Source organism: Pseudomonas syringae group sp. J248-6 (assembly GCF_032586995.1).
Classification (GTDB): Bacteria; Pseudomonadota; Gammaproteobacteria; order Pseudomonadales; family Pseudomonadaceae; genus Aquipseudomonas; species Aquipseudomonas amygdali.
Genome location: NZ_JAWHOP010000038.1, coordinates 1 through 19,641, shown reverse-complemented (window position 1 = coordinate 19,641; position 19,641 = coordinate 1). Strand labels below are relative to the sequence as shown.

Genomic DNA, 19,641 nt, shown 5'->3' with positions numbered 1-19,641 from the left:
TCCAGACGGCCATGCATCGTGGTGATGCCAGCTAAAGTGAACTACTTGGTACACCTTGATTGAACTAGTTCGTGGCTTTGGCTATCCAACCCCTCAGAACAACCACAGTTGGAGTAACTCATCATGCGTCTCAAGTTTGCTGTCGCCACCGTAGCCTTGCTTTCCATCCCAATGGGTTCAGCGATGGCTGACACCTTCTGGCGTAATGTATTGTCCTCGGGTGCCACTACCGGTTCGACTTACCTGACCTTCAAGGATCACAAGCTGATCGTTGCCGCACAGGATGACGCAGGCAGCTTCGTTGCCAGCGACGGCGGCATCCGCGGTCCGTTCCTGGAAGCGGCCATCGAACAGGTGCGCAAAGACAATCCAGGCCTGAAAGCCACCGACATGGAACTGGCCAACGCGATCCTGGATAAAAACCTGGTCGCTGAAAACCAGTAAGCCCTGCAGGCAAATACTGCGCATAAAAAATGCCGCTCGATGAGCGGCATTTTTTTGTCCGGCAATCGGTTATTCGCCGATCGCGCTTTTGTAACCTGCAGCATCCAGCAATTTGGCCAGATCGGCTTCAGCGGCAGTTGGCTTGAGCTTGAAGATCCAGGCGCTGTACGGCTCGCTGTTGAGCGACTCGGGCGAATCGCCCAGTGCTTCATTGACCTCGACCACCTCGCCAGCAACCGGCGAGTAGATATCCGAAGCAGCCTTTACCGACTCGACGACACCGGCGGTGTCACGGGCAGCGAACACTTTGCCGATTTCCGGCAGCTCGACGAAGACCACATCGCCCAGTGCTTCCTGTGCATGGTCCGAGATGCCGACGGTCACGGTGCCATCTGCTTCAAGACGTGCCCATTCATGACTTTCGGCGAAACGCAGCTCGGCGGGAATATTGCTCATTTAGTCATCCTCAACATCGGGTCAGCGGAAAACCCGCCATAGGTTAGATCAGGGTCTTGCCGTGGCGCACAAACGCTGGCTGCACTACCCGCACCGGATACCACTTGCCGCGGATTTCCACCTCGGCCCGGTCAGCAGTTGCCATCGGAACGCGCGCCAGAGCAATGGATTTGCTCAGCGTAGGAGAGAAACTACCACTGGTGATCTCTCCTTCGCCAATTTCTGCGACACGTACCACCTGATGCGCCCGTAAAACACCGCGCTCTTCAAGCACCAGGCCGACGAGTTTGGAGGTGATGCCTTCGGCTCGTTCGCTCTCCAGCGCCTGACGCCCGATGAAATCACGGTCGGCAGGTTCCCAGGCAATGCTCCAGGCCATATTCGATGCCAGCGGCGAAACATGCTCGCCGATGTCCTGACCGTACAGGTTCATGCCTGCCTCCAGGCGCAACGTATCGCGAGCGCCCAGACCGATCGGGGAGATACCCGCGCCGACCAGTTCATTGAAAAAGCGCTGAGCCTCTTCGGCAGGCAGCATGATTTCCAGACCGTCTTCACCGGTATAACCGGTGCGCGCGATGAACCAGTCGCCATCATCAAGACCTTCAAACGGCTTGAGCTGGTGGATCAGTTCGGCGCGGGAGCTTGAAACCAGCTCGGCGATACGGGTTCTGGCCTTTGGCCCTTGAATCGCGAGCATCGCCATTTCGCTGCGCGCGATCAGTTGTACATCGAAGTCGCCCAGCTGCGACTGCATCCAGGCAAGATCCTTGACTCCGGTCGCGGCGTTGACAACCAGCCGATAACCTTCGGGGGTGAGGTAGACGATCATGTCATCGATAACCCCGCCTTTTTCGTCCAGCATGGCGCTGTACAAGGCTCGGCCCGGGGTCTTCAACTTGTCCACATCGTTGGCCAGCAGGTAACGCAGCCAGGTTCTGGCTTGACGGCCAACCACATCAATCACGTTCATGTGAGAGACATCGAAGACCCCACAGTCGCGACGCACCTGATGGTGTTCCTCGACCTGCGATCCGTAATGCAACGGCATGTCCCAGCCACCAAAATCGACCATCTTCGCGCCAAGGGCGAGGTGCAGGTCGAACAGGGGGGTACGCTGTCCCATGGGTTTCTCCTTCCGGGCGTGGCGAAGGTGCGGGCAGAAAAAATCGGCAAGCCCCCAATAAACCGGAGTTTGCAGCACTTACAGCTGGCCGAATTTTCTGTCAGACCGCACCAATTGCGGCGCATTGTAGCCGCAAGGTGAAGGACCCGCACCTAGCCAATCTGACGGGCAGAGCGACGAATCAACCCGATGACGGGTAATAATCCTACAAGCACCAGCGACAAAGCTGGCAATGCCGCTCGTGCCCACTCCCCCTCGCTGGTCATTTCAAACACGCGTACCGCCAGCGTATCCCAGCCAAACGGGCGCATCAGCAGGGTCGCAGGCATCTCTTTGAGTACATCGACGAACACCAGCAACGCAGCGCTCAAGGCTCCCGGAACCAAAAGCGGCAGATACACGTTGAGAAACAACTTTGGTCCGCTGACCCCCAGACTGCGTGCGGCTTCAGGCAATGAGGGACGGATACGCGACAGGCTGTGCTCCAGCGGGCCGAAGGCGACCGCGATGAAACGTACAAGGTAAGCCAGCAGCAGCGCCGAAAGGCTGCCCAGCAACAACGGCTTGCCTGCACCGCCCAGCCAGCCGGAAAGCGGAACGACCAGCTCACGGTCCAGATAACTGAACGCCAGCATGATTGAAACGGCCAGTACCGAACCCGGCAGCGCGTAACCCAGGTTGGCGAGGCTGACGCCGGAGCGGATCGCAGGCGTGGGTGCCATGCGCCGCGCGAATGCCAGAATCAGCGCCACGCTGACAGTGATCAACGCCGCCATACCGCCCAGATAAAGCGTGTGCAGAATCAGGCCGGTATAGCGCTCGTCGAGGTCGAATCGACCGCGCTGCCAGACCCAGACGATCAATTGCAGCATCGGCACGACGAAGGCACAGAGAAACACCAGCCCGCACCATAAGCTGGCTCCCCAGGCCTTGATACCGCTAAGCGGATAAAGCGCAGCGCCGCGCGGCCGTTCATTGGTCGGTCGGCTTGCACCGCGGGCGCGACGTTCGCCATACAGCAGCACCAGCACTGCCAACAGCAGCAGGCTGGCCAGTTGCGCAGCGCTGGACAGGCTGAAGAAGCCGTACCAGGTCTTATAGATGGCGGTGGTGAACGTGTCGAAGTTGAATACCGATACCGCGCCGAAATCGGCCAGGGTTTCCATCAGCGCCAATGCCACGCCTGCCCCGATGGCTGGACGCGCCATTGGCAGCGCCACACGCCAGAACGCCTGCAAGGGCGTGTTGCCCAACACTCGCGCAGCTTCCATCAGCCCCTTGCCCTGCGCCAGAAACGCCGTGCGCGCCAACAGGTAGACATAAGGATAGAAAACCAGCACCAGGACGATGATCACCCCACCGGTGGAGCGCACCCGAGGCAGGCGCAGACCGGAACCGAACCATTCACGCACAAGCGTTTGCACCGGGCCGGAAAAATCCAGCAGCCCGACAAATACAAACGCCAGCACATAGGCGGGGATAGCGAAAGGCAGCATCAGCGCCCAGTCCAGCCAGCGCCGACCAGGGAATTCACACAGGCTGGTCAGCCAGGCCAGACTCACCCCCAGCAGCGTTACACCCACACCGACACCCAGCACCAGAATCAACGTGTTGCCCAGCAGTCGGGACATCTGGGTTTCCAGCAGGTGTGACCATATCTGTTGGTCAATGGTCTCCCACGACAGCAGCAGCACGCTCAGCGGCAATAACACCAGCGCAGCGATGGCGAAGACCAGTGGGTACCAGCGACGTTGGACAGGATGGGCCACGGTGTTCTCGAAATCGGGATGGATGAGTGAGTGACAAGTCTCTGCGTCATTGGTCTACGGCGCTGGAGCGCCCACCGTTACACACCCGGAAAATGGGGGGGATGAACCGTAGTACCAGGCCGGACATACACCTTTGTGGGAGTGAGCTTGCTCACGAAAGCAACAGTCCAAACACCTCATTTACGGGGCTGTGCCGGCCTCTTCGCGAGCAAGCTCGCTCCCACGAGTCTTATGTATAACGATAAGGCACTGGGTATTAAATCAATTCCAGCCCGCGCGATCCATCATGCGGATCGCTTCTGCCTGACGCTTGCCTGCCACTTCGACCGGAATGGTGTCGGCCTTGAACTGACCCCAGCTCGCCACTTCTTCCGAGGGCGCCACTTTCGGGTTGGCCGGGAACTCCTGATTGACGCTGGAGAAGATCTTCTGCGCATCCGGACCGGTCATCCACTCGACCAGCGCCTTGGCAGCCTCAGGGTGCGGGGCGTACTTGGTCAGGCCGATACCCGACAGGTTTACGTGTACACCCCGGTCCGCCTGATTCGGCCAGAACAGCTTCACCGCCAGACCAGGCTTTTCCTTGTGCAGGCGCCCGTAATAGTAGGAATTGACGATGCCCACATCGCACTGCCCGGCGTTGATCGCCTCAAGCACTGCGATGTCATCGGAAAAGACATCAGTGGACAGGTTATTCACCCAGCCCTTGAGGATTTTCTCGGATGCTTCGGCACCGTGGGTTTCGATCAATGTGGCGGTCAACGACTGGTTGTAGACCTTCTTCGCGGTGCGCAGGCACAGGCGCCCTTCCCAGTTCTTGTCGGCCAGCGCTTCATACGTGGTCAGTTCGACAGGTTTCACACGGTCAGTGGAATAGGCGATGGTTCGTGCGCGAAGGCTCAGGCCGGTCCAGCCGTGAGTGGATGAGCGGTATTGCGGCGGAATGTTGGCTTCTATCACCGGTGAGGTGAATGGCTGCAGGATGCCCATCTGTTCGGCTTGCCAGAGGTTGCCGGCATCGACCGTCAGCAACAGGTCGGCAGTGGCATTCTCGCCCTCGGCCTTGATGCGCTGCATCAATGGCGCTTCCTTGTCGGTGATGAACTTGATCTTCACCCCGGTTTTGGCTGTGTAGGCATCGAACACCGGCTTGATCAGCTCGTCGATCCGGGACGAATACACCACCACTTCATCAGCAGCCTGAGCGGTACTGCCCAGTAAAGTCAGTGTCAGAGCAGCCAGAAGACGCTTGCTTGCCTGCATCGGGGTATCTCGCGTTCGCAAATGAGGCGAAATGGTAGTGAATCCCATTTGCTATCTCAATCGAAGCGGCAGCGGAGCCGTTACCGGATGTTTCTGGCTAACAGCCTGATCAGCAAACGGCCCTGGCTTTGGAAAAGTTCGCAACCCTGCGCAGCTTGTCCACATCGAACACTTCCAGCTGCCCTTCTCCCAGGCGCACGATCTTGCGCTCATGCAGATCCCGAAGCACTTCCAGCAAGGCCGGCGGGGATAGCGCGAGGCACTCCACGGCCTGAATATCCTCCAGCACAATCAGACGGCGCGCATGGCTCAACGGACCATAGCCCTCACTGAGCATCAACAGGCGCCATGCGACCCTCGCTCTGGGAGGCAGTCGGCGCATTTTCTCGGGGTTCTGCAGCGGCAAACCGATTTTCTGGCTGAGTAACGCGGCAAACCAGCGCCAGTATTCCGGGTGCCTGTCGAGCAACTCGACGAGAAACTGCTGAGGGATATGCAGAAAGATGCTCTGCTCCAGCGAGCAGACCTCGAAACGGCGCGGCAACCCGTCGAACAGCGAGACTTCGCCAAACCACATAGGCGCACGCATCGGCTCCACACTCGAAAGCCGCTGCTCATGGGCAGCGCCGATACGCACACAGCCCTCCAGCAACACATAAAGACCGCAGGGCAGATCGCCTTTCTCGAACAGCGTCCTGCCAGGCGTCCTGCGCTGCTGGCGAGAAGCGTCCAGCAGGCTATCCTGCAAACCGGCAGGTAAATGAGAAAACCAGTAATCGGATAGCAATCGTGACCGCCACGACACTCCATTTGTCATTTTTGCTCCCTTTTATTTCAGCCATGCGTGTTGTACAACAATCCTGGCTCAAGCCGATTATCGTCTCAGGCAGGAATAATAATGAAAACCCTTGTCGATCATCTCAGCCAATACGCTGCGTATCACCGTGATTCACGCAATATCGTGACGCACTTCGTGGGCATTCCGCTGATTGTACTCGCCGTGGCGGTACTTCTGTCGCGTCCGGGCTGGGCTATAAGCGGCTTGTGGGTTTCGCCCGCGGCCCTGCTGGCTCTGGGTTCGACGATTTTCTATCTGCGGCTGGATCGCGCACTGGGCGTGGTCATGGCAGTGCTGCTGGCACTGTGCATCTGGGCCGGGGCCAACCTTGCGCAACAGGCAACCATGGTCTGGCTGAGCGCGGGCGTCGGGCTCTTTGTGATCGGCTGGATCATCCAGTTCATCGGCCATTACTACGAAGGGCGCAAACCGGCGTTTATCGATGACGTGACCGGCCTGATCATCGGCCCGCTGTTCGTGATCGCAGAGCTGGCGTTCCTGATGGGCCTGCGCAAACCGCTGCAACACGCCATCGAAGAACGCTCCGGCCCGGTGGGGCGCAATACCCGCAAGGCTGCGATTTAGCGACCGTTAACGATCAGTCTCCGCGCCTTAGCTCGTCAGTCCGCTGGTCCCGCTGGTGTTGTGCAGCCCGGCCAGCAGCAGTCGCTGATACAACTCTTCGCGCAAGCCCTGAGGCTGGTCGAGTTGCATTCGTTGCAAGTGCTCCGGGAAGGCTTCGGGGTCGGGAGCGTCCAGAGTGGCCTTGCCCAACTCGAGGATTTCGGTGAGCTTGAGCTTGCTCTTCAGCCAGTTCAACGCACGCATCAGGTCGCGCTCTTCGCCCGTAAAATCGCACCCCAGCGGGTATTCAGTAAACAGCGACGGATAGCGCGATGCCGTGTCCTTGAGGCGTTCCGGGGTGTTCTCTGTGAAGCGTGGATCAAGGCGGAAGTCCCTGGGCAGCTTCCCGGCCTTTTGCGCCTGCTCGATCAAGCCGGGTTGAAACCGCGAGTCAGTGATGTTGAGGATGCGCTCGATCACCGTGGCGTCGGTCTGACCGCGCAGATCGGCAATGCCGTATTCGGTCACGACAATATCGCGCAGGTGCCGGGGGATCGTGGTGTGGCCGTACTGCCAGACGATATTGGAGCTGACCTCGCCACCGGACTCACGCCAGCTACGCAGCATCAGGATCGAACGAGCGCCCTCCAGGGCATGAGCCTGCGCCACGAAGTTGTATTGGCCACCCACACCGCTGAGCACTCGGCCATCTTCCAGCTGATCGGCCACGGCTGCGCCCATCAGGGTGACGGTGAACGCACTGTTGATGAAGCGCGCATCGCGGCGTTGCAGGCGTTTGAGTTCTTCCTGACCGTAAAGCTCGTTGATATAGCTGATGGCAGTCATGTTGAACTGCGCCAGTCGCTCGGCGGGCAGCTCGCGCAAGCGCTCGTAGAAACTGCTCGGGCCAAGGAAAAAGCCGCCGTGCACCACCACGCCATCGGGATGGGCGTCTTCATCCAGCGTGCCCAGATTGGCCAGCCGCTGCAGCTCTGCGTCGGCATACACCTTGCGTCGCACGATGCCGGCATCGGCCAGTACCAGCAGACCGTTGACGAACATTTCGCTGCAACCGTAAAGGCCGCTGGCGAACGGCTGAACGCCGCCTTCGCGGTCGATCAGGGTCTGCCAGTTACTCATGTTCAACTCGGCCAGCAGGCTGCGCCAGGTTTCGTTGTCGGCTTGCCTGGCCAGCAGTGCGCCGGTCAGCGCATCGCCCATCGAGCCGATACCGATCTGTAGCGTGCCGCCGTCACGCACCAGTGTGCTGGCATGCAGGCCGATCAAATGGTCTTGATAACCCACCGGCATGTTCGGGGTGGAAAACAGCGTGCTGCGCTCATCTTCGTTGATCAGCAGGTCAAACGCTTCGACATCCAGCTCCGAGTCGCCCGGCATGTAAGGCAGGTCGGCGTGGACCTGGCCCAGCATGAGGATGGTTTCTCCGGCGGCGCGGCGTTTGGCGATCATGGGCAGCAGGTCGAGGGTCACGTCCGGGTTGCAACTCAGGCTAAGCTTGCCCGGGTGCTGATCGTCACGGGCCACCAGTTGCGCGACCAGATTCAGGCCGTTGGCATTGATATCGCGGGCGGCATGACTGTAATTGCTGCTGACGTAGTCTTGCTGGGCTGACTCACTGTTCAGCAGGCTGCCCGGCTGCATGAAGAATTGCTGCACGCGAATGTTGTGTGGAAGTTTGTCGCGGCGCAACGCGGCCAGAAAATCCAGTTCCGGATAGTCACCGAAGACCCGCTCCAGAAACGGTTCCAGAAACCGCGCCTGCAAACCCTCTCCCGGCGTTGGCCGCCCGAGTGTCAGCGCGGTGTAGATCGTCAGTCGTCGCTCGGGCAACTGGCTGATGCGCTGGTACAGCGCGTTGACGAACCGATTGGGCTTGCCCAGCCCGAGCGGCATGCCGAGGTGAATATGCTCGGGCAACTGCGCCAGAACGTGATCGACAGCGTGCTCGATGGAACAGGAATACGGCATCCCAGCTCTCCTGAATTGTTATTGGTGCAGCTTGGACCGGTGGCAATGTGAAATTGCTGCATGCTCGCCACGCAACTCTCGTTCCCACGCTCCAGCGTGGTAACGAGACAGCGCTTACTTCAGACCCGACATGCTCTGAATGGCGCTCTTGAGTTCGTCGTTTGTGCAATCGCCGCAGGTGCCTTTCGGCGGCATGATTCCCAGGCCTTTGATGGTGCTGGCCAGCAGGCCGTCAAGGCCGCCTTTTTGTCTGGCACGTTCTTCCCAGGCGGCCGTATCACCGGTTTTCGGCGCGTTGAGCAGGCCGACGCTGTGACAGGCGACGCAATGGGCGGCGATGATGTCGTCAGGGGCTCGGGCGGTATCGGCAGCTTGCACATTGAACGCCCACAACGTCAGAACGCCTGCGGTGCTCAGAATCTTCCGGGTCAGCTTCACGCGTTACTCACTGCAAAGAGGGCGGGTCAGAAATTGGCTGGCGTTGCCGCACTGATCAATCGTGCCGGTACGTCGAACGGGTTGCGGAAGCGATGCGGCCGGGTGCTTTCAAAATAATAGCTGTCACCGGCCTCCAGCACGTAGGTGTCGAGACCCACCACCAGCTCCAGTCGCCCCTCGACGAGAATTCCGGTTTCTTCACCGTCGTGGACGAGCATTTCTTCACCGGTATCGGCACCCGGCGGGTAGGTTTCGGTAAGAAAGGCGATGGCACGGCCCTGGTGCGACTTGCCGACCAGCTTCATGGTCACGGCACCGTCCGAGATATCAATCAACTCGCTGGCCTTGTACACCACCTGCGCTGCGTTTTCCGGAACGGTTTCTTCCGAGAAAAACTCGACCATGGACATGGGAATGCCGCCGAGCACTTTGCGCAGCGAGCTGATCGAAGGGCTTACGCTGTTTTTCTCGATCATGGAGATGGTGCTGTTGGTCACGCCTGCGCGCTTGGCGAGTTCACGCTGGGACAGGCCCTTGAGCTTGCGGATCGATTGCAGTCGTTCACCCACGTCCAATGCGATATTCCCCCAGGTTTTGTCAGGTCTAGTCGAGATGAACGCCATCATGGCAACAGCGTTCAATATTTACAACACTTCGACAGACACCAGGCATACAGCGGCCTGACGGACAGGGGCTCGATCAGTCTTCGGAATAGATACGCGGAACGCGACGCAGATTGCAGAAGATTTCGTAGGGAATCGTTTCTGCCCGCGTGGCCACTTCACTGGCGAGCACGTGCTTGCCCCATAACTCGACCCGGCTGCCAAGCCCGGCCTGCGGTACGCCGGTCAAGTCTACGCAAAGCATGTCCATGGACACTCGCCCGAGCAGCCGGGAGGGCTGACCGTCGATCTGCACAGGCGTGCCGGTCGGCGCATGACGCGGGTAGCCGTCGGCGTACCCCATTGCCACCACACCAATACGCAATGGCTGGTCACAGACAAACGTCGCGCCATAGCCCACAGCTTCACCGGCAGGCAGTTCACGCACGCTGATGATCTTCGATTCCAGGGTCATGACCGGTTGCAGGCGGTCCGCCAGCGGGTGCGCCTGACCAAACGGCGTGGCACCGTAGAGCATGATGCCGGGGCGCGACCAGTCGCTTGGAATATGCGGCCAGCCCAGAACGGCCGGGGAGTTTTTCAGGCTGGTTTCTGCAACCAGGCCTTTGCGAAAGCTCTCGAATACAGCGAACTGTTCATCACTGCATCCACTGTTCAGTTCATCGGCGCGGGCGAAGTGGCTCATCAGGACGATTCTGGCTACTTTGCCGGTTACCAGCAGGCGCTGATAGGCGGCCTGATATTCATGCGGGTACAGACCGACGCGGTGCATGCCGGTGTCAATCTTGAGCCAGACCGTTAAAGGTTTGGCGAGCTGCGCCTGCTCGATGGCCTCCAGTTGCCAGGTCGAATGCACGACCGTCCAGAAGTTGTGCTCGACAATCAGCGCCAGTTCATCGGCTTCGAAAAAACCTTCAAGCAGCAGAACAGGTGCACGGATGCCTGCCGCGCGTAGCTCGAGCGCTTCTTCGATGCAGGCCACTGCGAAACCGTCGGCCTGGGCTTCCAGTGCCTGGGCGACACGTACCGCACCGTGACCATAGGCATCGGCCTTGATCACCGCGAGCGCTTTGCCGCCGCTGTTTTCACGAGCCAGTTGGTAGTTGTGACGCAGTGCCTGAAGATCAATAAAGGCGCGGGCTGGACGCATGATGACGTTTCTTGCCTGAAGGGTGAAAAGGGTCAGAAAAGCCCGACGCAGAGATGCGTCGGGCACAACAGTATGAAGGCAGCAGACTCAAGGCAGCGCGGCGACAACCGACAGCTCGACAAGGATTTCCGGCTCGCACAGCTTGGCCTCGACGGTTGCACGCGCAGGCGCGAAACCCTTGGGCAGCCATTTGTCCCAGACGCTGTTCATGCCGGCAAAATGAGCATCGATGTCTTTCAGATAGATCGTGACCGACAGAATGCGAGTCTTGTCAGTACCGGCCAGGTCGAGCAGGCGCTCGATACTGTTCAGGACCTCGCGGGTCTGTTGCTCGACACCTGCAGTCATGTCATCGCCGACCTGGCCCGACAGATAGACGGTGCCGTTGTGGACAACGACCTGACTCATGCGCTCATTGGTGAGCTGGCGCTGGATTGACATGCTGTGCATTCTCCTGAGTGTTGCCGTAACGAGAGATATCGAGGCCTTCGGCACTGATACGGGGTGTCTTGCGGGCAATGAGGTCTGCCAGCAAACGACCGGAACCACACGCCATCGTCCAGCCCAATGTGCCATGGCCGGTATTGAGGAACAGGTTACGGAACGGTGTTGCACCCACAATCGGTGTGCCATCGGGAGTGGTCGGACGCAACCCGGTCCAGAAACTGGCCTGGGTCAGGTCGCCACCCTGAGGATAGAGGTCACCGACGATCATCTCCAGTGTTTCGCGTCGACGTGGGTTGAGCGACAGGTCAAAACCGGCTATTTCCGCCATGCCGCCGACCCGGATCCGGTTGTCGAAGCGGGTGATGGCGACCTTGTAGGTTTCATCGAGAATGGTCGAGGTCGGAGCCATGGCCGGGTCAGTGATCGGCACCGTCAGCGAATAGCCCTTCAGCGGGTAAACCGGAGCCTTGATACCCAGCGGTTTGAGCAGTTGCGGAGAATAGCTGCCCAGCGCCAGCACGTAGCGGTCGGCTGTTTCCAGCTTGCCGTCGATCCACACACCATTGATGCGGTCGCCAGCGTGGTCGAGGCGCTCGATGTTCTGTCCGTAACGGAACTCGACACCCAGCTCGACGGCCATTTCTGCAAGGCGCGTGGTGAACAACTGGCAATCGCCGGTCTGGTCATTGGGCAAGCGCAGTGCACCGCTGAGAATACCGGTCACACCGGCCAGCGCGGGCTCGACACGGGCGATGCCGTCGCGATCCAGCAGTTCGTACGGAACACCGGACTGCTCGAGCACGGCAATATCCTTGGCGGCGTTGTCCAGTTGCGCCTGAGTGCGGAACAACTGGGTAGTGCCCAGGCTGCGCCCTTCGTAGGCAATGCCGGTTTCCAGGCGCAGCTCATCAAGGCAATCGCGGCTGTACTCGGACAGGCGCACCATGCGCTCTTTGTTCACGGCATAGCGGCTGGCGGTGCAGTTGCGCAGCATCTGCGCCATCCACAGGTATTGATCGATATCTGCCGTGGCCTTGATCGCCAATGGTGCGTGGCGCTGCAGCAACCATTTGATCGCCTTCAGCGGAACACCCGGCGCGGCCCATGGCGAGGCATAGCCTGGCGAGACCTGCCCGGCATTGGCAAAGCTGGTCTCCATGGCGGCGGCTGGCTGGCGATCTACCACGGTCACTTGAAAACCGGCACGCGCCAGATAATAAGCACTGGTTGTACCAATTACACCACTTCCAAGGACCAGAACGCGCATGTAGATGACCTCATCGCGGATATCCGCTGACGTTTTGAAGTTTTAAGCAAGAATGTGCGCAGTATATTGAGCAATGGGCAGTGCTTCTCACTGTATAAACATCTATATTTGGCGTTTATTCCCGGCGATAAACGCTTTGGTAGAGGGGAAATAACCCATGCGCACTCAACACCAGTCAAATCGTGAACTGGACAAGATCGACCGCAATATCCTGCGCATCCTCCAGGCAGATGGGCGTATCTCGTTTACTGAACTGGGCGAGCGCGTCGGCCTCTCGACCACTCCCTGTACCGAGCGGGTTCGCAGGCTGGAACGCGAAGGGATCATCATGGGCTACAACGCCCGTCTGAACCCGCAAAGCCTGAAGGCCAGCCTGCTGGTGTTTGTGGAAATCAGTCTGGACTACAAGTCCGGCGATACCTTCGAGGAGTTCCGCCGTGCCGTGTTGAAGCTTCCGCATGTGCTGGAGTGCCACTTGGTATCAGGCGACTTCGACTATCTGGTCAAGGCGCGCATTTCCGAGATGGCGTCCTACCGCAAACTGCTGGGCGATATCCTGCTCAAACTGCCGCACGTGCGCGAGTCCAAGAGCTATATCGTGATGGAAGAAGTGAAAGAGAGCCTGAACCTGCCGATTGCCGACTGATTGCGCTAGACCAGCACTTGTCGGGTGGAAGCCATATATTCGTGTATCTGCTTCTCTACCCGCGGGTGAATCAGTTCGACCGGGCGACGGCCATTCGGGCATGGCAGGCTTTCGGTGGTGCCGAACAGACGGCAGATCAACGGGCGTTCGTCATACACGGTGCAGCCCTGTGGGCCAAGGTGCACGCAATTGAGCTCATTGAGCGCGGCGTCCTGTTCGGCGGCAGTCTTGCGCGGCAGACGCGACATTTCTTCGGGCGACGTGGTAACCGGGCCGCAGCAGTCGTGGCAGCCTGGCACACACTCGAACGAGGGAATCTGGCGGCGCAGATCACTTATTTTCTGACGGTTGCAGCTCATTGAATCAACCATTCCTACACAATGCGCTGAGTTTGCCCCAGTTGGCAGGCTCATGACAGCGGCTTATCCTCCCCACACGCAAACCGCCACCAACAGGACCCGCTCATGAACGCCCGCGTTCAGCACCCGACTCTTCACGACGACCAGCATGTTGCCTCCTACTACGCCGCCAGCAGCCATCCGCAACCGGATCACCCTGCGCTGCAAGGCGAGGTGAAGGTTGATGTGTGCGTGGTGGGCGGCGGATTCTCCGGCCTCAACACTGCCATCGAGCTGGCCGAGCGCGGGCTGAGTGTCGCGCTGCTTGAGGCACGCCGAATTGGCTGGGGCGCCAGCGGACGCAATGGCGGCCAGCTGATTCGCGGGGTCGGTCACGGCGTCGAGCAGTTCGCCAATGTTATCGGCAGCGAAGGTGTGCGCCAGCTCAAGCTGCTGGGCATTGAGGCGGTCGAGATCGTGCGTCAGCGCATCGAACGGCATGCTATCGATTGCGACCTGAAATGGGGTTATTGCGACCTGGCCAACAAGCCGCGCGACTTGCACAGCCTGGCCGAAGATGCCGATGAATTGCGCAGCCTGGGCTACCGCCATGAGCTTAAGTTGCTGCAAGCCGATCAGATGCGCAGTGTCGTGGGCTCCGACCGTTATGTCGGCGGTTTGATCGACATGGGGTCCGGGCATCTGCACCCGTTGAATCTGGCTTTGGGAGAAGCTGCCGTAGCGCAGTCACTGGGCGTTCGGCTGTTCGAACATTCTGCGGTGACGAGAATCGACTACGGCCCGCAGGTCAAGGTGCATACGGCCCAGGGGACGGTGCTGGCGAAAACGCTGGTACTGGGCTGCAACGCTTACCTCAACGACCTGAATCCGGAAATAAGCGGCAAGGTATTGCCCGCTGGCAGTTACATCATCGCGACCGAGCCCTTGAGCGAGGCTCAGGCCCGGGAAGTGTTGCCGCAGGACATGGCGGTCTGTGATCAGCGCGTGGCAGTGGATTACTACCGACTGTCAGCGGATCGCCGTTTGCTGTTCGGGGGCGCCTGCCATTACTCGGGGCGTGACCCTCAAGACATCGCCGCGTACATGCGACCGAAGATGCTCGATGTGTTTGCGCAACTGGAAGGCGTGGCCATCGATTACCAGTGGGGCGGAATGATCGGCATCGGTGCCAATCGCCTGCCGCAAATTGGCCGGCTCAAGCAGCACCCCAACGTGTTTTATGCTCAGGCCTACTCCGGCCATGGCCTGAACGCAACACACCTTGCGGGCCGCTTGCTGGCCGAAGCCATCGCCGGGCAACACAGCGATGGCTTCGAGTTATTCGCCAAAGTGCCACACGTGACCTTTCCGGGCGGCAAGCACTTGCGCTCGCCGTTGCTGGCACTGGGCATGCTCTGGCACCGGCTCAAAGAGCTGCGCTGAAAGGCTCAGGGCCTCCAGAACGGTTTCATCGCTTCGACCCGCGCCTGCTGGAAATCCAGCCCGATGTCGCGCAACTGATCGTCCGTCAGCTCCAGCAAGGTGCGGCGAGAGGCCCAGCGGTGACGATACAGCGCCCAACGACCCATGCCCGCCAACAGATCGACCTTGTTTGAGCGGACCGTTCTGACCGCAGTTGGCCGATAGTCATTCAATTCCTGGCTGTGAAGCGCAAGGCGTACATCGCTGAACCCGTTCATTTCCGATTCCCTCATCCTGGGTGGGTGTGGGTCTATGATGAAACGAACGGCCAGACCATTACAGATTCAAAAACAGGTTATATTTTCCATACAGATGAGGCAAAAACAGCACTGAATGCTATATTTTTGCCCAATCTGTATTGCTATACCACGCTCACCAGCCTGAGAGTACGTCATGACGCTTTACGTCAACCTCGCCGAACTGCTCGGCTCGCGGATCGAAAACGGCTTCTACCGCCCCGGCGACCGCCTGCCATCGGTGCGTGCGTTAAGTGTCGAACATGGCGTCAGCCTGAGCACCGTGCAGCAAGCGTATCGGGTGCTGGAGGACAACGGCCTGGCAGCGCCGAAACCCAAATCCGGCTATTTCGTATCGGTCAGTCGAGCGGCACCTGCGCTGCCTGCTGTCGGGCGACCGGTCCAGCGGCCTGTGGATATCTCTCAATGGGATCAGGTGCTGGACCTGATTCGGGTGGCACCTCTCGAAGCGGTCACGCAACTGGGGCGCGGAATGCCCGATGTCACCAGCCCTACCCTGAAACCGTTGATGCGCGCGCTGAGTCAGCTGAGTCGTCACCAAGACATGCCGGGGCTGTATTACGACAACATCTACGGCGTACGCAGGCTGCGTGAGCAAATCGCCCGACTGATGCTCGACTCGGGCTGCAACCTGACCGCCAATGATCTGATCGTCACCAATGGCTGCCATGAAGCGCTGTCAGCGAGTGTCCGGGCCATCTGCTCGCCGGGTGACATCGTTGCAGTGGACTCGCCCAGCTTCTTCGGGGCCATGCAGACGCTCAAGGGCGTGGGCATGAAAGCCCTGGAAATCCCCACAGACCCATTGACCGGCATCAGCCTCGAGGCGCTGGAACTGGCCCTTGAGCAATGGCCGATCAAGGTCATTCAGCTGACGCCCAATTGCAACAACCCGCTGGGTTACGTCATGCCCGAAGCTCGCAAACGTGCCTTGCTGACGCTGGCACAACGTTTCGATGTGGCGATCATCGAGGACGATGTGTATGGCGATCTTGCTTACAACTACCCTCGCCCGCGCACCATCAAATCCTTCGATGAAGATGGCCGTGTCCTGCTGTGCAGCTCGTTTTCCAAGACCCTGGCACCCGGCCTGCGGATTGGCTGGGTAGCGCCGGGGCGGTATCTGGAGCAGGTGCTGCACATGAAATACATCGGCACCGGCTCGACTGCACCGCAGCCCCAGTTGGCCATCGCTGACTTCATCGAAGGCGGCCATTACGAGCCGCATGTGCGGCGCATGAGAACCCAATACCAGCGCAGTCGCGACCAGATGATCGACTGGGTGATGCGCTACTTTCCCGAAGGCACCCGTGCCAGCCGCCCGCAAGGCGGTTTCATGCTGTGGGTGGAACTGGCCGAAGGCTTCGACACGTTGCGTCTGAACCGCGCCCTGCTGAGCAAGGGTGTACAGATCGCGGTGGGCAGTATTTTTTCCGCCTCGGGCAAGTACCGTAACTGCATGCGCATGAACTTCGCGACCAAACCGAGCCGCGAAATCGAGAGCGCTGTGCGTATCGTGGGCGAGACAATTGCACTACTGAATGCGCAAACTGACTGACGCAGGCAAATCTTTCCCGGTTTTTTGGGTCATAACGCCAAGTCGAGCCATGTACAGACGCGGAAGATCAATTTGAATAACTCATGGGCCTTGCCCTTTTGCCTGCTGGTTGCACTGTGCGTCAGCGGTTGCGCGCACCAGCAAATTGCCAGCGAGCCAAGCCAGGCCATGCCGCCCTCGAGTTCTGCTTTCGGCCGCTCTATTCAAGCCATGGCGATGCCCCACGACGGGCGTTCCGGCTTTCGCCTGCTGCCCGACAGCAGTGATGCATTCAAGGCGCGCGCCGAACTGATCCGTAACGCCAAAAGCAGCCTCGACCTGCAGTATTACATCGTCCATGACGGCCTGAGCACGCGCGCTCTGATCGACGAACTGCTCAAAGCGGCAGACCGTGGCGTGCGGGTGCGCATCCTGCTGGACGACACCACCAGCGACGGGCTGGATCAGGCCATCGCCACCCTCGCCGCGCACCCGAACATTCAGATTCGCCTGTTCAACCCGCAAAACCTGGGGCGCGAGACCGGCATCACGCGCAGCCTGGGGCGCTTGATGAACCTGTCGCGTCAGCACCGGCGCATGCACAACAAGCTGTGGCTGGCCGACAGCAGTGTGGCCATCGTTGGCGGGCGCAATCTGGGCGATGAATACTTCGACGCCGAACCGAACCTGAACTTCACCGATATCGACATGCTCAGCGTGGGGCCGGTCGCCGAACAGCTCGGCCACAGCTTCGATCAATACTGGAACAGCACGCTCAGCAAGCCCATCGATGCGTTCATGTACTTCCTGCCCGACGGTGAGGATCTGGCCCAGGCCCGGCAGCGGCTGGACGATTCGCTGGAGCAGGCGCATCAGCAACACAAGGCCCTGTATGAGCGATTGATGGCCTACAAGACTCAGCCACGCATGAAGACCTGGCTCAACGAGCTGGTCTGGGCGCACAGCCAGGCATTGTGGGACGCGCCGACCAAGGTACTGGCGCAGGGTGATCCGGATCCGCACCTGCTGCTGACCACGCAACTGGCCCCCGAGCTGCTGAACACTCACAAGGAACTGATGCTGATTTCGGCGTACTTTGTACCGGGGCAGGAAGGTTTGCTGTACCTGACCGGCCGTGCCGATGCCGGCGTCAACGTTAGCCTGTTGACCAACTCACTGGAAGCCACCGACGTGCCTGCCGTGCATGGCGGTTATGCGCCTTACCGCAAGGCGCTGCTGGAGCATGGCGTGAAGCTGTTCGAACTGCGCCGCCAGCCTGGCGATACCGAAACCATGCGCGGCAGCGGTCCGCACTTGTTCAAGAAAAGCAGCTCGTTGGCCAGTTCGGAATCAAGCCTGCACAGCAAGGCGATGATCTTCGATCGGCAGAAAGTCTTTGTCGGCTCATTCAATTTCGACCCGCGTTCTGTGCTGTGGAACACCGAAGTCGGCGTGCTGGTCGACAGTCCGCAACTGGCCGAAGAGCTGCGCGAACTGACGCTTCAGGGTATGGCTCCCTCGCTCACTTACCAGGCGAAGCTGGAGGATGGCAAAGTGGTGTGGGTGACCGAAGACAATGGCCAGATCCACACGCTGCATACCGAACCCGGTGATTGGTGGCGGCGTTTCAACGCGTGGATGAGCCGTGCCATCGGCCTGGAAAGAATGCTTTAGGCGGGCGCAGCCTGGGCAACCCCGAACGCTCCACGTCGCCTGATCAGAATCAGCAAGCCAAAGGCACCTGCCGCCATCAGCAACGGCAAGGCCTCACCGCTGACCCACTGACTGCCCGCGCCCGCTATCAGGGGCCCGATCAGACAACCGATGCCCCACAGTTGAGCGACATGCGCATTGGCGCGGACCAGTGAATCATCTCGGTAACGCTCGCCGATCAGGATCAGCGACAGGGTAAACAGCCCGCCAGCACTGGCGCCGAACACTGTCCAGAGCGGCCAGATCAGAACGGTATCGATCAGTAACGGCACCAGCAGACTGGACGCCAGCAACAAAACGGCGCATCCGGTAAACATTGCGCGGCGCGAAACGCGATCAGCGAGCATGCCGATCGGCAGCTGCAGTAACGCGTCACCTATCACCACCACACTGACCATGATCAGGGCGATTTCCGGGGTGAACCCGTGGCGTATGCAGTAGAGCGGCAGTAGCGTGAGGATCAAGGCTTCGAATGCAGCGAATAGCGCCACTGCCCAGGCGATAGCGGGCATGCCGCGACAGAAGCCCGCCAGATCAGTGAAGGTCACGTTGCAGGATTCAGTCGATGGCGCACCCGTGCGACCCAGCAGCAGGAACGGGGAGCCGACCAGTAGCAGCACGCCAATCCAGAAGCCGTAGTCGGCCTGAGTGCCGATAACGCCCAGTAACAGCGGGCCAGCCAGTTGGCTCAAGGCGTAAGTGCTGCCATACAGCGCTACCAGCCGTCCGCGCAGACGCTCGATCACCAGCTGGTTGATCCAGCTTTCACCCAGCACGAAGACGATGGTCAGAATCACCCCGAGCGCCAGGCGCAAGACCAGCCAGACTCCGTAATACGGCAGCAGCGCCAGTGCGCCGACCGAAACGGCGCCGCCCCACAGGCACAGGCGCATCAGGTTAGCGGTACCGAAGCGCGCGGCGAGACGACTGGCCAGCGCCGCCCCCACCAGCACACCCATCGCAGGCATCGCCGCCATGATGCCAATGGCAAACGAGCCGTAGCCCCAGCCTGCCAGACGCAATGAAACCAGCGGCATGCTGACGCCCATTGCCAGCCCGACGCCCAACACGGACGCCAGCACGGCAAAATAAGTACCCCAACGCATTATCAAGCTCCTGCCTGCCCTCACTGCACAATCAAGACCGGACGCAGAGCGTCCAGAACGGCATGCGACGCGGAGCGTCGCACGATAGTTGAGGTTATCGTTCTTCACGCTCCAGCGTGGGAATGCCTTGCGTGACGCTCCGCGTCACAAATCTGCGCCGCACTGCAAAAGCAAGCCAGGACGCGGAG

20 protein-coding genes are annotated in these 19,641 nt (G+C 59.8%); 6 read left to right on the top strand and 14 right to left on the bottom strand.

The features are described 5' to 3' along the window. The first annotated feature begins 123 nt into the window (after positions 1–123). Positions 124–444 (top strand): DUF2388 domain-containing protein, encoded by a 321-nt coding sequence (locus RYC17_RS26515; protein WP_002551535.1) that lies wholly within the window; start codon positions 124–126, stop codon positions 442–444. A 69-nt stretch (positions 445–513) separates the two neighbouring features. Here the strand turns inward: RYC17_RS26515 and gcvH are convergent, their stop codons facing one another. The 5 genes from gcvH to RYC17_RS26490 form a co-directional block, all read right to left on the bottom strand. Further along, positions 514–900: a glycine cleavage system protein GcvH gene (gene gcvH, locus RYC17_RS26510; RefSeq protein ID WP_316887533.1), complete on the bottom strand. Its 387-nt coding sequence runs from the start codon at positions 898–900 to the stop codon at positions 514–516. Positions 901–943: 43 nt separating this feature from the next. After that, positions 944–2,026, bottom strand: a complete 1,083-nt coding sequence (gcvT, locus tag RYC17_RS26505; RefSeq protein ID WP_122258918.1) for a glycine cleavage system aminomethyltransferase GcvT — start codon at positions 2,024–2,026, stop codon at positions 944–946. A 152-nt stretch (positions 2,027–2,178) separates the two neighbouring features. Next, positions 2,179–3,795 (bottom strand): iron ABC transporter permease, encoded by a 1,617-nt coding sequence (locus RYC17_RS26500; RefSeq protein WP_316904771.1) that lies wholly within the window; start codon positions 3,793–3,795, stop codon positions 2,179–2,181. A gap of 261 nt (positions 3,796–4,056) precedes the next feature. Beyond that, entirely contained in the window at positions 4,057–5,058 is a 1,002-nt protein-coding gene (locus RYC17_RS26495) for an extracellular solute-binding protein (RefSeq protein ID WP_230017297.1), read from the bottom strand. Between the two features lie 109 nt (positions 5,059–5,167). Beyond that, positions 5,168–5,875, bottom strand: coding sequence for a Crp/Fnr family transcriptional regulator (locus RYC17_RS26490; protein ID WP_230017296.1), 708 nt, complete (start codon positions 5,873–5,875; stop codon positions 5,168–5,170). A gap of 81 nt (positions 5,876–5,956) precedes the next feature. Here RYC17_RS26490 and RYC17_RS26485 point away from each other — a divergent pair, with 81 nt between their 5' ends. Continuing rightward, positions 5,957–6,481, top strand: a complete 525-nt coding sequence (locus tag RYC17_RS26485) for a DUF962 domain-containing protein (protein ID WP_122281528.1) — start codon at positions 5,957–5,959, stop codon at positions 6,479–6,481. Positions 6,482–6,508: 27 nt separating this feature from the next. Here the strand turns inward: RYC17_RS26485 and RYC17_RS26480 are convergent, their stop codons facing one another. From RYC17_RS26480 to dadA, 6 genes are all read right to left on the bottom strand, one after another. After that, positions 6,509–8,449, bottom strand: coding sequence for an acetyl-CoA hydrolase/transferase C-terminal domain-containing protein (locus RYC17_RS26480; RefSeq protein ID WP_316904770.1), 1,941 nt, complete (start codon positions 8,447–8,449; stop codon positions 6,509–6,511). 114 nt (positions 8,450–8,563) lie between these two features. Beyond that, on the bottom strand, positions 8,564–8,887 hold the full coding sequence (locus RYC17_RS26475) for a c-type cytochrome (RefSeq protein ID WP_058402736.1): 324 nt from the start codon (positions 8,885–8,887) through the stop codon (positions 8,564–8,566). Positions 8,888–8,913: 26 nt separating this feature from the next. Next, on the bottom strand, positions 8,914–9,462 hold the full coding sequence (locus tag RYC17_RS26470; RefSeq protein WP_004655316.1) for a cupin domain-containing protein: 549 nt from the start codon (positions 9,460–9,462) through the stop codon (positions 8,914–8,916). Between the two features lie 124 nt (positions 9,463–9,586). Continuing rightward, entirely contained in the window at positions 9,587–10,660 is a 1,074-nt protein-coding gene (gene alr / locus RYC17_RS26465; RefSeq protein WP_058402735.1) for an alanine racemase, read from the bottom strand. 87 nt (positions 10,661–10,747) lie between these two features. Beyond that, entirely contained in the window at positions 10,748–11,101 is a 354-nt protein-coding gene (locus tag RYC17_RS26460) for a RidA family protein (RefSeq protein WP_058402734.1), read from the bottom strand. Continuing rightward, the gene (dadA, locus tag RYC17_RS26455; RefSeq protein WP_005744838.1) at positions 11,073–12,374 is read right to left on the bottom strand and encodes a D-amino acid dehydrogenase; all 1,302 of its coding nucleotides are present in this window, start codon (positions 12,372–12,374) and stop codon (positions 11,073–11,075) included. The genes RYC17_RS26460 and dadA overlap by 29 nt, the downstream gene beginning before the upstream one ends. A 157-nt stretch (positions 12,375–12,531) precedes the next feature. Between dadA and RYC17_RS26450 the strand changes: the two genes are divergently transcribed. Further along, entirely contained in the window at positions 12,532–13,020 is a 489-nt protein-coding gene (locus RYC17_RS26450) for an Lrp/AsnC ligand binding domain-containing protein (protein ID WP_004655323.1), read from the top strand. A gap of 5 nt (positions 13,021–13,025) precedes the next feature. Here RYC17_RS26450 and RYC17_RS26445 read toward each other — a convergent pair whose 3' ends face one another. Then, positions 13,026–13,379: a YkgJ family cysteine cluster protein gene (locus RYC17_RS26445; RefSeq protein ID WP_058402733.1), complete on the bottom strand. Its 354-nt coding sequence runs from the start codon at positions 13,377–13,379 to the stop codon at positions 13,026–13,028. 105 nt (positions 13,380–13,484) lie between these two features. On the opposite strand from RYC17_RS26445, the gene RYC17_RS26440 reads away from it, so the two are divergent. Next, entirely contained in the window at positions 13,485–14,801 is a 1,317-nt protein-coding gene (locus tag RYC17_RS26440) for an NAD(P)/FAD-dependent oxidoreductase (RefSeq protein WP_058408220.1), read from the top strand. A gap of 5 nt (positions 14,802–14,806) precedes the next feature. Here the strand turns inward: RYC17_RS26440 and RYC17_RS26435 are convergent, their stop codons facing one another. Beyond that, positions 14,807–15,058, bottom strand: coding sequence for a DUF1127 domain-containing protein (locus tag RYC17_RS26435; RefSeq protein ID WP_058408219.1), 252 nt, complete (start codon positions 15,056–15,058; stop codon positions 14,807–14,809). A 175-nt stretch (positions 15,059–15,233) separates the two neighbouring features. Between RYC17_RS26435 and RYC17_RS26430 the strand changes: the two genes are divergently transcribed. Both RYC17_RS26430 and RYC17_RS26425 read left to right on the top strand, forming a co-directional pair. Next, the gene (locus RYC17_RS26430) at positions 15,234–16,655 is read left to right on the top strand and encodes a PLP-dependent aminotransferase family protein (RefSeq protein WP_316904769.1); all 1,422 of its coding nucleotides are present in this window, start codon (positions 15,234–15,236) and stop codon (positions 16,653–16,655) included. A gap of 72 nt (positions 16,656–16,727) precedes the next feature. Then, positions 16,728–18,308 carry a phospholipase D family protein gene (locus tag RYC17_RS26425; protein ID WP_316904768.1) on the top strand — a complete coding sequence of 527 codons (1,581 nt, stop codon included), beginning with the start codon at positions 16,728–16,730 and terminating at the stop codon, positions 18,306–18,308. Here RYC17_RS26425 and RYC17_RS26420 read toward each other — a convergent pair. Continuing rightward, entirely contained in the window at positions 18,305–19,453 is a 1,149-nt protein-coding gene (locus tag RYC17_RS26420) for an MFS transporter (protein ID WP_005744844.1), read from the bottom strand. The two genes, RYC17_RS26425 and RYC17_RS26420, sit on opposite strands and share 4 nt — an antisense overlap. Positions 19,454–19,641: the final 188 nt, after the last annotated feature.

Bases quoted from the DNA above. Each gene is read 5' to 3' on its own strand.
- RYC17_RS26445 (WP_058402733.1), bottom strand. From the start codon at position 13,379: ATGAGCTGCAACCGTCAGAAAATAAGTGATCTGCGCCGCCAGATTCCC.
- RYC17_RS26490 (WP_230017296.1), bottom strand. From the start codon at position 5,875: ATGACAAATGGAGTGTCGTGGCGGTCACGATTGCTATCCGATTACTGG.
- RYC17_RS26420 (WP_005744844.1), bottom strand. From the start codon at position 19,453: ATGCGTTGGGGTACTTATTTTGCCGTGCTGGCGTCCGTGTTGGGCGTC.
- RYC17_RS26450 (WP_004655323.1), top strand. From the start codon at position 12,532: ATGCGCACTCAACACCAGTCAAATCGTGAACTGGACAAGATCGACCGC.
- gcvT (WP_122258918.1), bottom strand. From the start codon at position 2,026: ATGGGACAGCGTACCCCCCTGTTCGACCTGCACCTCGCCCTTGGCGCG.
- RYC17_RS26485 (WP_122281528.1), top strand. From the start codon at position 5,957: ATGAAAACCCTTGTCGATCATCTCAGCCAATACGCTGCGTATCACCGT.
- RYC17_RS26440 (WP_058408220.1), top strand. From the start codon at position 13,485: ATGAACGCCCGCGTTCAGCACCCGACTCTTCACGACGACCAGCATGTT.
- RYC17_RS26515 (WP_002551535.1), top strand. From the start codon at position 124: ATGCGTCTCAAGTTTGCTGTCGCCACCGTAGCCTTGCTTTCCATCCCA.
- alr (WP_058402735.1), bottom strand. From the start codon at position 10,660: ATGCGTCCAGCCCGCGCCTTTATTGATCTTCAGGCACTGCGTCACAAC.
- gcvH (WP_316887533.1), bottom strand. From the start codon at position 900: ATGAGCAATATTCCCGCCGAGCTGCGTTTCGCCGAAAGTCATGAATGG.
- RYC17_RS26480 (WP_316904770.1), bottom strand. From the start codon at position 8,449: ATGCCGTATTCCTGTTCCATCGAGCACGCTGTCGATCACGTTCTGGCG.
- RYC17_RS26460 (WP_058402734.1), bottom strand. From the start codon at position 11,101: ATGTCAATCCAGCGCCAGCTCACCAATGAGCGCATGAGTCAGGTCGTT.
- RYC17_RS26495 (WP_230017297.1), bottom strand. From the start codon at position 5,058: ATGCAGGCAAGCAAGCGTCTTCTGGCTGCTCTGACACTGACTTTACTG.
- RYC17_RS26430 (WP_316904769.1), top strand. From the start codon at position 15,234: ATGACGCTTTACGTCAACCTCGCCGAACTGCTCGGCTCGCGGATCGAA.
- RYC17_RS26435 (WP_058408219.1), bottom strand. From the start codon at position 15,058: ATGAACGGGTTCAGCGATGTACGCCTTGCGCTTCACAGCCAGGAATTG.
- dadA (WP_005744838.1), bottom strand. From the start codon at position 12,374: ATGCGCGTTCTGGTCCTTGGAAGTGGTGTAATTGGTACAACCAGTGCT.